The sequence below is a fragment of the Demequina capsici genome (genome assembly GCF_032102965.1).
In the GTDB taxonomy this organism is placed as follows: domain Bacteria; phylum Actinomycetota; class Actinomycetes; order Actinomycetales; family Demequinaceae; genus Demequina; species Demequina capsici.
On sequence record NZ_CP134880.1, the window covers coordinates 2,509,483 to 2,523,968 of the forward strand.

At 71.9% G+C, this 14,486-nt stretch carries 8 protein-coding genes; all 8 read left to right on the forward strand.

Features of this window, described 5'->3' with window-relative positions; genetic code table 11:
- The first annotated feature begins 38 nt into the window (after positions 1-38).
- Genes RN607_RS12010 through RN607_RS12045 form a run of 8 tightly spaced genes read left to right on the forward strand, consistent with a single transcriptional unit; the run spans position 39 to position 14,391 of the window.
- Positions 39-1,157: a serine/threonine-protein kinase gene (locus RN607_RS12010; RefSeq protein ID WP_313542812.1), complete on the forward strand. Its 1,119-nt coding sequence runs from the start codon at positions 39-41 to the stop codon at positions 1,155-1,157.
- Positions 1,157-7,123 (forward strand): Ig-like domain-containing protein, encoded by a 5,967-nt coding sequence (locus RN607_RS12015; RefSeq protein WP_313542814.1) that lies wholly within the window; start codon positions 1,157-1,159, stop codon positions 7,121-7,123. The genes RN607_RS12010 and RN607_RS12015 overlap by 1 nt, the downstream gene beginning before the upstream one ends.
- Positions 7,124-7,149: 26 nt before the next feature.
- Positions 7,150-8,115, forward strand: a complete 966-nt coding sequence (locus RN607_RS12020; protein WP_313542816.1) for an AAA family ATPase — start codon at positions 7,150-7,152, stop codon at positions 8,113-8,115.
- A 5-nt stretch (positions 8,116-8,120) separates the two neighbouring features.
- Positions 8,121-9,476, forward strand: coding sequence for a DUF58 domain-containing protein (locus RN607_RS12025; RefSeq protein ID WP_313542818.1), 1,356 nt, complete (start codon positions 8,121-8,123; stop codon positions 9,474-9,476).
- Positions 9,476-11,941, forward strand: coding sequence for a transglutaminase family protein (locus tag RN607_RS12030; protein ID WP_313542820.1), 2,466 nt, complete (start codon positions 9,476-9,478; stop codon positions 11,939-11,941). Before RN607_RS12025 ends, RN607_RS12030 begins: the two co-directional genes overlap by 1 nt.
- Positions 11,928-13,127, forward strand: a complete 1,200-nt coding sequence (locus tag RN607_RS12035; RefSeq protein WP_313542822.1) for a DUF5684 domain-containing protein — start codon at positions 11,928-11,930, stop codon at positions 13,125-13,127. Before RN607_RS12030 ends, RN607_RS12035 begins: the two co-directional genes overlap by 14 nt.
- On the forward strand, positions 13,127-13,942 hold the full coding sequence (locus tag RN607_RS12040) for a PP2C family protein-serine/threonine phosphatase (protein ID WP_313542825.1): 816 nt from the start codon (positions 13,127-13,129) through the stop codon (positions 13,940-13,942). The genes RN607_RS12035 and RN607_RS12040 overlap by 1 nt, the downstream gene beginning before the upstream one ends.
- Entirely contained in the window at positions 13,939-14,391 is a 453-nt protein-coding gene (locus tag RN607_RS12045) for a hypothetical protein (protein WP_313542826.1), read from the forward strand. The genes RN607_RS12040 and RN607_RS12045 overlap by 4 nt, the downstream gene beginning before the upstream one ends.
- Positions 14,392-14,486: the final 95 nt, after the last annotated feature.

Genomic DNA, 14,486 nt, shown 5'->3' on the forward strand with positions numbered 1-14,486 from the left:
AAGGCGCGCCCGCGCCGACGAGGGGAAGGCAGGAACAGGTGCCCCGACGCACGACAGCAGCGCCACCGGTGCTGCCGGGCTACAGCTACATCAGGCCCCTGGGCGCGGGAGGGTTCGCCGACGTCTTCCTGTACGAGCAGGACATGCCGCGACGCGTCGTCGCCGTGAAGGTGCTCATCGATGATGCGATCAACCCGAAGGTGCTGTCGGCCTTCACCGCCGAGGCGGACATCCTCGCCCGGCTCAGCAGCCACCCCTCGATCGTGACCATCCACCAGGCGAGCATCTCCTCGGACGGGCGCCCCTACTTCGTGATGGAGTACTGCCCGGACACGCTCGGCGCGCGGATGCGCGTGACGCCGCTCGGGGTGGAGCGTGCGCTCGACACCGGCGTGCGCATGGCCGCAGCGCTCGAGACGGCGCATCGCAGCGGCGTGCTGCACCGTGACATCAAGCCGTCGAACGTCCTTGTCACGTCGCTCGGCTCGCCCGTCCTCGCCGACTTCGGCATCGCGTCGGCCGTGGCGCTCGCCGACGACGCGACCGAGACGATCGCCCTGTCCCTGCCGTGGAGCGCACCCGAGGTAGTGCGAGGCGACGTCACGGGGACCGTGCAGTCAGAGGTGTGGAGCCTGGGCGCCACCCTGTACACGCTCGTGGCCGGCCGAGCACCGTTCGAGCCGCCCGGTGGCGAGCGGATCGGGCGCAGGCAGCACGAGGACAGGATCCTCAAGGGCCGGTACGTTCCCACGGGTCGCGACGATCTGGGCGACCGGTTCGCCGCTGCGCTCGAGAAGTCGCTCGCGAAGGATCCGGCAGCACGGTTCGGGTCGATGCTCGCGCTCGCCGAGGAGCTGCGCTGGGCGCAGTACGAGCTCGGTCTCCCGCCCACCGCTCTCGAGGTCGCGGCCCCGGAGTGGGCCTCGGCGGCGGCGCCTTCCGACGCGTCGCCTGCGCGCACGCCGGTGATCTCGACGGTCAACAGCGAGTCGCGGCGTGCGGCGCGTGCGCAGCACCTCGCGTCGTCGCAGCGGCGCAGAGAGATGGCGCAGGAGGATCGTGCCGGAGGCCCCTCCGGACGTCGACCGGTCCTCCTGGGCGTCGGCATCGGAGCGGCCGCGGTCGCGCTCGTCGCGATCCTGGCAGCGGTGCTGTGATGGTGGCTGCCCGCGCCAGCGGACGGCGGATCGGACCGGTCCTCCGGCTCAGCGCCGTCGCGGTCGTGGTGGCCTCGGTAGCCGTCGCCGCGGTGGTCTCCCCCGGCTACGACGTGCATGAGACGGACCAGGTGGAGACCTCGGTCTGGGTCACCAGGGACGACGGCCAGTACGCGCGCGTCAACACCGACCTGGGCGAGTTCGAGACGGTGAAGTCCGTGTCGGACCCCTCCACGGTGGTCCAGTCAGGCTCCCGCGGCATCGTCTTCACGCAGGCCTACGGGCAGGCGTGGGCCTTGACGGGCGCGACCCCGGCCGACCTGGTCGACTCGGCGACGACCGGCGGGAGCGGGGTCGCCGCGAGCATCCCCGCAGGCACCGAGACCGTGCAGACGGCAGGCGACACGATCGCCTACCTCACATCGACCGGCGAGGTGTACCTAGGGACGCTCCCGGACGACGACGGCGCCTCGTCGAACCCGTACCAGCTGGATCCGTACGCAGGCCTCCCGGCCACTGACGACGCGGATCAGGCGACCTACGTCGCGGACGCGGTCGCGCTCGGCGACGACGGCACCGTCGCGATGTACTCGGCCGCCGAGGGCGCCGTGCGCACGTACGACATCGACAGAGGCGCCTTCGACTCCACCGTGCAGACGGTCCCGGAGCCGCCCGCGGCGGACTCGTCGGTGCAGATGGCGGTCGTCGCCGGCAGATGGGTGCTCTCGTCGGCCGCGGACCTGCGGGTCTGGATCGAGGGGTTGAGCGCCCCCGTGTCCACGGGCGCCGCCAGCGGGGCGGTGCTGCAGGACGGGCCTTCGTCGCGCGCCGACGTCCTGCTCGCCGACACTGCGGGCCTCCTGTCGATCAGCCTCGCCGACGGCGGCGTCACACGGCTCGTCTCCTCAAGCGGCACCCCGGCGGCGCCGGTGGTGGTCGACGGCATCGCGCACGCCGCGTGGGTGACGCTGACCTCTGGCACCTTGTGGTCGAGCGATGATGCGCAGACGGTCCCCCTGACGGTCGACACCTCCAACCTGGACGAGACGCGGAGCCTCGCGCTCGCGTTCCGTTCGAACGGGGACAGGGTGGTGCTGACCGAGACCGCGACAGGGATGGTGTGGCTGGTGCCGGACGGCACGCTGCTGCCGCTCGACGAATGGAACGCGCTGTCGGAGAGCGACCAGGAGGAGGGCACCGTCCAGGTCGAGGACGTGGTGGAGCAGCAGCCGCCCGTGGCGGAGGACGACGCGTTCGGCGTGCGCGCCGGCGCCGTCGTGTCGCTCCCCCTGCTGCTGAACGACCACGACCCCAACAGCAAGGACGTGCTGACGATCGTCCCGTCGTCGATCAGCGGCATGGACCCCTCCTTCGGCGACGTGGGGCTCGTGTCGGACGACCAGGAGGCGGTGATCCGCGTCGCCGCGACCGCCGGCACGGCATCCTTCACCTACACGGTCACCGACGGCATGGCCACCTCCGAGCCTGCGACCGTGACCCTGACCGTCATGGACGACTCCACGCAGTCAGCGCCGGAATGGTGCGGCAGCGCGGGCTGCGTGCTCACCTGGCCCACGCCGCAGGTGTCCCCCGGCGGCTACGTCGCGGTCGACGTGCTGGCCGGCTGGGTGGACCCCGAAGGCGACCCGATCGTGCTCGAGGACGCCACCGTCGACGACCCGACCGCGCCGATCACCGCGGTCCCCACCGCCGACGGGCGCGTCGCCATCCGCCACCTCGATGCGAACGCGGGCGACGCCGTCATCCCCATCACCGTCACGGTCGCCGACGCGCGCGGCGCGACCGCCCAGCAGACCCTCGAACTGCGCGTGACCTCCTCTCCTGCGCTCGTGGCGCAGCCCACGGCGGTCACCGTCGGCGTCGGCGAGACGCGGTCCGTCTCGATCGACGACATCGTCACGGGAGGCTCAGGCTCGTATCGCCTGGTGGACGCCGCACCGTCCACCGGTCTCAGCGACACGCTCTCGGTGCTCCCCAGCGCCACCGAGGGCACGATCGCGGTGTCCAGCGCCACCGCCGGCGACTACACGGCGACGTACACGGTCGAGGACACCGTGACCTCCGCACGGCAGACCGCCGTGCTCCGCGTGACCGTCGACGACTCCGCGCGGGCCCTCACCGCCGCACCCCTCACCGCGTTCGTGAGGGCGGGAGAGGACACCACCGTCGACGTGCTAGGCGCCGTGTCCGGAGCAGGCCAGCGGGTGCTGATGGTCCAGGAGGCCTCCACCGACGATCCCGCGCTGAGCGTCAGCGTCGTCGACCAGACGTACGTGCGCGTCAGCGCCACCACCCGGACCGAGGCCGTCGGCACGCTGGGCGTCGCCGACATCGTCATCGCCGACGGCACCGGCGCAGCGGTGCGGACCCAGCTCACGGTGATCCTGCTGCCTGCGACCCACGGCATCGGCCCGATCGCGGCACCCGACGCCGTGACCGTGCGCGCCGGAGCGCAGGTCGACATCCCGGTGCTCGCGAACGACGTCACCCCGCGCGGCGAACGGATCATGCTCCACCCCGACGTCGTCGGCTCGGGCGCCGTCGGGGAGCTCGCGTTCACGTCAGGCACCATGCTGCGCTACGTCGCGCCCACCACGCCGGGCGTCTACACCGTCCTCTACTCGACGTACCTCGAGAGCGACCCCACCCGGCTCGACAGCGCCACCGTCACCATCACCGTCCTGCCCGCGGGCGCGAACTCCGCACCGCGACCGCGCGACCAGGACGCGCGCGTGCTCGCCGGTCGCTCAGTCACCCTCACGATCGACACCGCCGGGATCGACCCCGACGGGGACGTGGTGACGCTCGCCGAGGTGTCCCAACCGGTAGGCGGTGCCGGTGTGGCGACGATCGGGCCCTCGGGCCGCACCATCGTGTACCGGGCACCTGCCACCGGGGTCGACGGCGGCCAGGTGAGCTTCACCTACACCGTGCGCGACGCCGCCGGCGCGACCGGCACCGCCACCGTCCGAGTCGGAGTGCTCACCGGAGAGCTGTCCGACGTCGCGCCCGTGACGTACAGCGACAACGTGGGCGTGGAGCTCGGGTCCGACGCAGCGGTCACCGTGCTGCCGCTCACCAACGACCGCGACCCGCTCCAGGGCGCTCTGAAGATCGCGAGCCTGCGACCCAACGCGGTGGAGGGCACCGCCGAGTACGACCGCCTGGAGTCCCTGATCGGCGAAGGCACCGACCTGGCCGCAGGAGTCGTATCGCTCCTTCCCGGCGACGTGGAGGGCGTGCAGTCGTACATCTACACCGTCGAGTCGCAGGCATCCTTCAGCACCGCCGAGGGCATGATCGTGGTCGACGTGTCCGACTCCCCGGCACCCGACTCGATCCAGGTCAGCGACTCGATCATCACGCTCGAGACCCGCACCGCGCTCGAGACGGACGGCATCGACGTGGTGACGGACCACGTGACCTGGGCCACCGGCGCCGTCTCCGACCTCACGCTGAGCCTCTGGGACGGAGCGCCCGCAGGCTTCAGCGTCGACGGCTGGCGGATCAGCGGCACCCTTCCCGCCTCGACGACGCTCGTGCCCTTCGTGCTCACCGGAGTGGACTCGTCAGGCAACGAGGCGGTCGGCTACGGATTCCTGCGCATCCCCGGGCTCGACGACATGCGGGTGCAGGCCGCCACAGGTCTCGACCCGATCGAGGTGGGCGAGGAGCAGTCCATCGACGTGGCGCTGCGGGACAGGCTCGCCGTGGCGCCGAGCGACACGATCGAGGTGCGCCAGGACGCGAGCTTCGTCGTGCAGCGCGCCAATGCGACCTGCACCGCGTCCGGTGACGGCACCATCACCTATTCGGCGGGACGCGAGGCGCCATGGAGCGACACCTGCTCGGTGGCCGTGCGCGTCTCCGGCCAGACGACGTGGACGATCGTCCCCGTCTTGTTCACGATCGTCCCGAAGGACCCCCAGGCGATCCTCGGAGCGTTGAGCAGGACCGTCGCACCAGGGACGTCGGAGCAGATCGACCTGCTGGGCCAGATGCTCTCCTGGGAGGGCGGGCGGGTGGGCGACGTCGGGTCGCTGCAGCTCACCGTCACCTACAGCGGATCGTCGTTCATCGTCTCCCAGACCGGCACGTCCGTCACCATCGAGGCGCGTGCCAACGCTCGACCGGGCACCCGCGAGACGATCCAGGTGACCTCGCCTGCGTACGGGGGCCTCAGCGCTCCCATCACGCTGGTGGTCGGGGCCGCCGTGCCCGCGGTCCCCGAGGGCGCCCACTTCAGCACCCAGTGCGACGTCAGCCAGGGATCATGCCTGGTGACGGTGGTCGGGATCGCGGGAGAGCACGACCCGTTCGCAGGAGCACCCGACGCGGGCCTCACCCTCGTCGGCGTCGGCACGGGCTCGTCCGCCCAGTGCAGCGTCGCCACCGTGAGCATGGCGAACGCCTCGCAGGTCTCCGTCACCTACCCGTCCGGACCTCGACCCACGGGCGGCGAGTGCGCCGTGACCTTCACGGTGGCCGATGCGCAGAACCGCACCGGCACGGGCACGCTCACGATCGACGTGCTCGGCTATCCGCAGACACCCTCGAGCATCGTCACGCAGTCGTACACGGCCTCGTCGGTGACGATGCTCGTGAACCTCGGTCCGGCGGCGCAGGCGCACCCCGCGATCGACACCGTGGCGCTGTACGAGGGCGGGACGAAGGTCGCCGCCGCCTGCGCGCCCGCCGGACCCACCACCTATGCGTGCACGGTGTCCGGGCTCGTGAACGGCGCACCGCACACGTACACCGCCCGCGCGGTGAACAGCGTGGGCGAGTCGCTCGACACGTCCGCCGTCACCACGTGGGCCTACGACGCGCCGACCGTGGACGCCGTGACGGCGGTCCCCGTCTACGACGCGACCAGGACCACCCAGCAGAACGGCGCGGTCGCGCTCTCGATCACCGCGGACGACGACGTGGCCGGCTTCCAGATCGTCGGTCAGGCCGCGACCGTCACCCGCACGGGCACGGTCACCACCACGCAGCTCGTGCTCCCGGTCGGCAACCGGACGATCCAGGTGGTCCCCCTCAGCAGGTTCGCACCCCCGCTCACGGGGTCGAGCCAGGGAGCGACCGCGAGCGCGGACGTGGTGGTCGCCGGCAGCCCCTACTTCACGACGAGCACGGCGGACGCGCAGGCCGCCGGCACGACCATCACGGTCGGCAGCCCCACGTCTGTGCAGGCGAACTACTCCGCGCAGGCCACCAGCGTCGTGTACGCGGCCTGGCGCTCGGGCACGCCCGCGTGCACCATGAGCCCCACCGGGACCGCCGTCGTCACGGGAGCCGAGGCCACGTCCGCCACGCCGACGCTCTCCGGACTCGTGGCGAACCAGGACTACCAGGTACGAGCATGCGGATCGAACGGCTACGGCGTCACGTGGGTCGACACCCCGTCGACGGTGTTCACGTGGGTCGCACCGTCGGCGCCGACCGGGACGTCCACCTATGCGGTGGGCACCACGCCCGCATGGAGCGGCACGACCGCGTCGTTCCTGTCGTTCACGGCTCCCACCTGGGATCCGAAGCCGGGCTTCACGATCTACTACTCCTACAACGGCGGCACCCGCACCACGCAGTTCCGGCTCTCCACCGCCGCGACGGAGTCCATCACGGCCGTCTACTGCGAGGACACGCACCCGAACAAGTGCGGCGCCCCGGCCGCCGTGACGCCCGCCTCGTCGTCGCCCCCCACGACCGTCCAGGTCACCTTCCCCACCCAGTGCTACACGGATGGCGACAACCTGGACGACCTGATCGCCGTGACGCCGGCGGCGAACGGCGCCGCGACCCGATCGCTCGACGGGACGGGCGACAACTACGTCGTCACGTTCGCCGGCACGTTCGCCTCGCTGCCCTCGCTGACCTACGCGGTCGACCGCTGCCCGGTCCCCACGCCCACCCCTGATCCCTCGGTCTCCCCGAGCCCGTGACGCACGCACCTCCTGGAAGGACCTCCATGACGATCTCACCCGATCAGGCGCAGTGGTACGCGCAGACGTTCTCGGCGCTCGCCGACAACGTCGAGCAGGCGATCCTGGGCAAGCGCCACGTCATCGAGCTGGTGCTCGCCACCCAGCTCAGCGCCGGCCACGTCCTCCTCGAGGACGTGCCAGGCACAGGCAAGACGGCCCTCGCGCGGGCGCTGGCGAACACGGTCCAAGGATCATCGTCGCGCCTGCAGTTCACGCCGGACCTGCTGCCGGGCGACGTCACCGGCATCACGGTCTACGACCAGAAGCGCGGCGAGTTCGAGTTCCACGCGGGCCCGATCTTCGCGAACGTGGTGCTGGCCGACGAGATCAACCGTGCGAGCCCCAAGACGCAGTCCGCACTCCTGGAGGTCATGGAGGAGGGCAACGTCACCGTCGACGGCGTCACCCGCCACGTCGGAGCGCCGTTCCTGGTGATCGCCACCCAGAACCCTGTCGAGCAGGCAGGCACCTACCGGCTGCCGGAGGCCCAGCTGGACCGCTTCATGATCAGGACCTCGATCGGCTACCCGGACGAGGCCGCGACGCTGCGGATCCTCCAGGACGTCGGCGCCGGACGCCCGGAGGTCAGCCCCGTCGTCACGCCGGAGCGGATGATGGAGATGATCGCCATCGCCCGGACGGTGTATGTGAATCCCCTGGTATCGGACTACATCATGCGGCTCGTCGATGCCACGCGGCGCGCGTCGGAGGTGCGCCTCGGCGTGTCCGTGCGCGGGGCGATCTCGCTGTCCCGCCTGGCCATGACCTGGGCGGCCGCCCACGGCCGCACCTTCACCACCCCCGACGACGTGCGGGACCTCGCGATCCCCGCGCTGTCGCACAGGCTCATCCTCGAGCCCGAGGCGGAGTTCGACGGCGTCAGCGCGACCGACGTGATCGGCCAGGTGATCCTCGACGTGCCGCCTCCCGCCGAGAACGGAGCGGGCTGACAGAGGTGACCGACAGCAGCGAGCAGCGCAACCACCGCAGCACCGCGTCGTACACGCGCGGTGCGACCGTCACGCGCTACGCGACCGACCGCACCGGCCTCGCCGCCGGGGTCGAGCGTGGCCGCGACGCTCTGTCGCGCACCCTCGCGTCGATCGCGCACGGGTGGCGGACCGTCGATGCGACGGTGAGCCCCGCCGGCTGGCTCCTCGCAGCCGCCGCAGCGGCGGGCGTCGCGACCGCGCTGATGTGGGGGTGGGCCGAAGGAGCGATCGTCGCGACCGGAGCCCTGCTGCTGCTGCTCGTCTGCGTGCCCTTCCTGCTCGGCTCCCACACGTACGACGTCTCACTCGAGCTCGAGCGGGAACGCGTCGTCGCAGGGGCCGACGTGAAGGCGCAGCTCGAGGTGCGCAACCACGGCTCCAGGGTGTCGCTGCCGTCGGTGCTCGACATCCCGGTCGGCGACGGACTCGTCGAGGCGCACGTGCCGCTGCTGCGGGCGTCCGCATCCCACAGCGAGACGCTCACCGTGTCCGCCGCGCACCGGGGCATCATCTCCGTCGGCCCCATGACCATCGGGCGCGGCGACCCGCTCGGCATCCTCCGCCGCGACCACACCTGGCCGGGGACGCAGACGATCTTCGTGCATCCGGCGACCACGACGATCCCGTCGACGAGCGCGGGCCTGATCCGCGACCTTGAGGGTCAGGTGACCCGCACCATCGTCGACTCCGACCTGTCCTTCCACGCGATCCGCGACTACATGCCGGGCGACTCCCGCCGCCACGTCCACTGGAAGTCGACCGCGAAGACCGGCACGCTCATGGTCCGGCAGTACGAGGAGACGCGGCGCTCCCGGATCGCCGTGGTGCTCGACCTGGACTCCACGCGCTACGGCTCCGACGAGGAGTTCGAGATGGCGGTGTCCGTCGCCGCATCGCTCGGATCCCAGGCGGTCCGCGACGGCCGCGAGCTCATCGTGTCCGCGAGCGCGCCGCTCGCCGAGCACGAGGTCGGCAAGGTCCACTCCCTCCAGACCCTTCCCACACTGTCGGCCCGCGCGCTGCTCGACGCGATGAGCGACCTGAGCTCCAGCCCCTTCGCCATGCCGCTGGAGCGCGTCGCGTCGATGACCTTGCAGGAGGCCCCCGAGCTGTCGCTCGTGTTCATCGCGACGGGATCCCAGCGCGGGTGGGCGGACCTCCGCAAGGCCGCCGCGGCGTTCCCCGCCGACATCCAGGTGATGGCGGTGCGAGCCGACGTCGGCGCGGAGCCGTCGCTGCGCACCGCGCGCGAGCTCCGTGTGGCGACGGTCGGCATGCTGCACGACCTCGGTCACCTGCTGTTGCGAGCGAGCGTGTGATGCCGCGCGGGAACCCGAGGCAGCTGGCCCTGACGCTCGCCGTGCTCACCGGGAGCGTCGCGCTCGCCGTGTGGTCGGCCTGGCCCATCTACGGGACCAGCAGGGCGGTCATCGTGGCTGCCGTCGGCCTGGCGGTCGGCGCAGGCGCGGCTCTGCTCGCACGCGCGCGGTCCTGGTCCCCCTGGACCAGCGCCGCGCTCGCATTCCTGGGGTTCCTGGTCGTCGTGGTGCCAGCCGCCGTGCCGTCCGCGCTCGGCTCGCCCGCGCGCATCGCCTCGGGCCTGCGCGACGCTGTGGCGGCGGTCGTGCTCGACTGGAAGCGCCTTCTCACGATCGCGATCCCGGTGGACGGCTACCAGACGCTGCTCGTCCCGTTCCTCGCCCTCGTCGTGCTCTGCTCGTGGCTGGCGCTCACCGTGTCGTTCGTGCGCGGCCGCGCGTCATCGCTCGCAGCGGTGCCCATGGTCGCGATGGTCGCATTCGGCGCGGTCTTCGGCTCGAGCGACGCCGCACCCCCGATCCACGTCGGCCCCCTCGAGGTCCCGGCGCCCACGCAGGTGCTCATCGGCGGCCTCACCCTCGCGCTGGTGTCGACATGGCTGATCGCCCGCGCGCGCATCGACCGGGCGGACGCGCTGCGGATCGCACGCTCCCAGACCGCGACGGTGCGCAGGGCGGGCACCTCCCTGGCGCTCGCGGCGCGGCGTCGCCTGGCCGGGGCCGGCCTCGTCGCGGCTGCGCTCGTCGGCGCCGTGCTGCTGGCACCGGCGACCGCTGCGCTCGGCGACCGGCACGCCCTGCGCGAGGACGTGCTGCCGCCGGAGGTCATCGCTGCGCAGCCGAGCCCCCTGACCACCTACCGCGGCTGGTTCGCCGACGGCAGCTTCGATGCGGTGCTGCTCACGGTGTCGGGTGCTGTCGAGAACCAGCGGCTGCGGCTCACGACCCTCGACGAGTACGACGGGCAGACGTTCCACGTCGCGAGCGACACCGCGCGCTTCGCACGTCAGCCGGGGACGCAGTCGCCTGACATCACGGTCACCATCGGCCCCGCGTTCACCGGCGTGTGGGTCCCGTTGACGTCGGCGACGGGCGGCGCCCCCACCTTCCTCGGAACCAGGGCCGATGCGCTGACGGACGCGTACTACGCGGACCCGGCCCTCGACACGTCGCTCATCGCGCTCGATGGGGCGAGTGAGGGAGTCGGGCTCACCGCGGGCGACTCCCTCGAGATCGAGGCGACCCCCGTGACCGACGACGCGGCGTTCGCCGCAGCGTCCGGCGGTGACGCGACCGTGTCCGGCGACGACTACCCGGCGCTCGCCGCGTGGGTGGACCAGCAGGGCCTCGGCCGCACCGGTGCGGACCTGGAGGAACTCGTCGCTCGGATGAGGGAACGGGGCTACCTGAGCCACGCCGCGCGCGCGGACGACGCCACAGCCTGGATCGCGGACCTCTCGGCGAAGGCGGCCTACACCTTCGAGCCTGTCCGCGCCGGGCACACGTCGGCGAAGGTGGAGACGCTCTTCCAGACGCTGCTCGACCAGGAGCTGCGTGCCGGCGCCGGCGCGGATGCCTCAGTGCTGGTGTCCGCTGTCGGCGACGATGAGCAGTTCTCGGCCGCCGCCGCCGTCCTTGCGCGCTACCTAGGCTTCGAGTCCCGGGTGGTCGTCGGCGTGCGCCTGGGCGAGGCCGATCCCGCCGACGGCGTGCCTGCATGCGACTCGACCTGCACCGGCGCCAACGTGACCGCTTGGGTCGAGGTCCGCTCCGCGGCGGGCGAGTGGGTGCCGCTGGACGTCACCCCGCAGTTCCAGGAGAACCCCACGCGCATCACCCAGGGCGAGAGCATGCCCAAGAACGCGACCCAGGTCGATCCGCCGTCGTCCGAGGTCATCGAGCCGCCCACCGTCCAGCGCGACGAGGCATCGAACGCGGCACCTGAGGATCAGAGCACCGATCCGGGCGTCGCCAAGGCCCTTGCGATCGTGGTCACCGTCGTCACCGCCGCGCTCGGTGCGGTGCTGCTGCTCGCACCGCTGCTCGTCCTCCCGTTGGCCAAGCGGCTGCGTCGCCGGCGGCGCCGCCACCATCCGGTGGCCGAGGTGGCGATGGTGGGCGCGTGGGAGGAGCTCGTCGACGCGTACGTCGACATGGGCGTGGAGGTCCCCGCACGGCTGACGCGCGGCGAGCTCGCGGACCTGCTCGGGCGCGACGCCGCGGCCGTGGTCGCCACGATGGTGGACCACGCCGTGTTCGCGGAGCATCCACCCGCTCGCTCGGCCGGCGACGCGGTCTGGGACCTTGTCGACGTCGAACGACGGACGCTCGCCCACGAGCACTCGATCTGGCGTCGACTCGGTGCGTCCATGACCCCCGCGTCGTTCGCGCGCCGCGCCTCACGTGCACTCCCCCGCACGCCCGCGCTGTCCCACCCCGGAAGGAGGACCCATGCCGAGCCCTGATGCGCAGTCGACCCACATGCTGGTGCTCGCCGCGAGCGCCGCGTCGGCCCTCGTCACCCTCGGGTTGTACGTGTGGCTCGGATTCGCCCTGTCACGTCTGTTCCCGCTCTGGGGACGCGACGGTTGGCGCGGCTGGGTGCCGTTCGTCAACATCGCGGAGCTGCTGTCGGTGGGAGGCTTCCCTCCGTGGCGGGTGGTGCTGCTGTTCGTCCCCGTCGTGAACCTGTACGCGCTCGTCATCCTGATCGTGTCCGTCCAGCGCATCACCACCCGCATGGGCCGCCACGCTGGCCTCACGTGGGTGGGCGTGCTGATCCCGCCGCTGTGGGCCACCCTCCTGCTCCGGGACGCCACCGCACCCGCGCCGGGACCCGTGACCGGATCCGTTCCGACGCCGACCGCACCGACCGCCGACCGTGCCACGCCTGTCCCTCGTCCCGCTCCGCTCGCTCCCACCGCGCTGTCCGCACCTGCAGCCGCACCTGCAGCCGCTCCCACGCCTCCACCCACCAGCGCCGCACCACCCACCAGCACCACTGTGCCTACGAGCGCCGCTCCACCCGCCGAGACCCACGACTCCGAGCCCGACCTCGCATGGCGCGACCTCGCGTGGCACGACCGCACGCCATCGACCTCAATCCCGGGCAGCGACGACGCGGAGGTGCCGCCGCCCGCCCCCTGGGCATCCGCGCTCCCGACCCTCCCAGAAGTCTCGGGCGCCGCGCCTCGGTCCGCGCCCCTCCCGTGGGCACCCGACCCGGCCGCACCGCCTGCCACCTCGCCGACCACCGACGACCACGACCACGACCACGACCACGACCACGATTCCACTGTCGTCGTCGACCGGCGGCCGAGAATACGGTGGACGCTTGTCGTCGACGACGCCCCGCCCGTGGCCCTCACCGCCGACCATGTGCTGCTGGGACGCAAGCCCACCGCCAGCGACCCTGCGGTGCAGGCGCTCGCGTTGCAGGACTCGACGCGCACCTTATCCAAGGTCCATGCCCGACTCGACCTGGCCGACGGTCAGTGGACCATCACCGACCTGAACTCCACCAACGGCGTCATGCTCGTCGCCGTCGACGGCACAGAGACGCTGCTCGACGCGGGCGCCACCGCGTCTGCCCAAGGCCGGTTCGTGCTCGGCGAGGTCGGCATGCACCTCACCTTCGAGGAAGGCCGCTGATGACAGCCCTGACCATCGGCTCCGTGAGCCTCAACGTCGCAGCTGTGACCGACGTCGGCCTGGTGCGCGCACAGAACGAGGACGCATTCATGGCCGACGGCCCGGCATTCGTCGTGGCCGACGGCATGGGCGGCTACGAGGCCGGCGACCGTGCGAGCGCGGCGGTCATCGCGGCGTTCAAGGATCGGCTCAGCAGTACCGCGTTCGGCACGTTCGACGAGGTGAACGCCGCGCTGCTGGACGCCGACGATCGCGTCGCCGTGGTCGCCGCGGGCACCACGATCGGTGCGGGCAGCACCGCGACCGGCGCCGTGCTCACCGACCATCAGGGTCGCCCGCACTGGCTGGTGTTCAACGTCGGCGACTCACGGGTCTACCGTCATCTGGGCACGCATCTGCAGCAGCTGACCACGGATCATTCGCTCGGGCGAGAGCTCGTCGCCGCGGGCGAGCTCTCCGAGGCGGACCTCGCGACCTTCCCCCAGCGGAACGTGATCACCCGCGCGATCGGAGCGGACGACAGCCTCGCCGACAGCTGGCTGGTGCCGGTCGTCAACGGGGAGCGCTTGATGATGTGCTCCGACGGGCTGCACGGCGAGGTGGACGACGAGACGATCCGCGCCGTGCTCACCATGACCGGACGGCCGGAGGATGCTGCGCAACGTCTCGTGGCGCTCGCCAAGGAGCACGGCGGCCGCGACAACATCACCGTCGTCGTGATCGATGTGCTTGCCGGTGCTGACGATCTGCTCTCCGAGCACACGTCCCATGTGGGCCTGGACACGACAGCGGACACGGTGGTGAAGCACCGATGACTGAGGACGAGCACACGGTGAAGGTCGATCGCCCGCAGGCGGGTGCCGCGGATCCAGCCGACCACACGCTCGTGGTGCGAAGGGCGCGCCCCAAGCCTGCCGCGGACGATGCGACCCTCGCCGTCGCGCGCAAGCCGAGCCTGCTGGAGGAGCGTGTGGCTGGTCGTCGGCGGGGCATCGCTCCCCCACCGGCGCCGGTGCTGCCCGAGTCGGCGATCGAGGCCGTCGGGCCTGGCGCAGTCGACGTCTACTGGCCGCGGCCGGTGCCCCCTGCTCCGGTCGCGCCGACCCCGACGGACGACGAGCCGCGCGAGCGCACCGACGGCCGGGCGATCCCGTCGGTCAACCTCCGGGGTCAGCGAGGCGCCCGTCTGGTGCTCGCGCTGTTCGCCGTGGCCTGCGTCGCATCGCTGGGCGGCCTTGCCCTCCTCGCGTCGTTGATCGTCTGACCACGAGCCACTCGGACGGCGGCCGTCAGCGGTCCGCGAGGATCACCAGCGCAGCCGGTGCAGCGCCCACGCGGTGAGGCCGGAGCACAGGACGA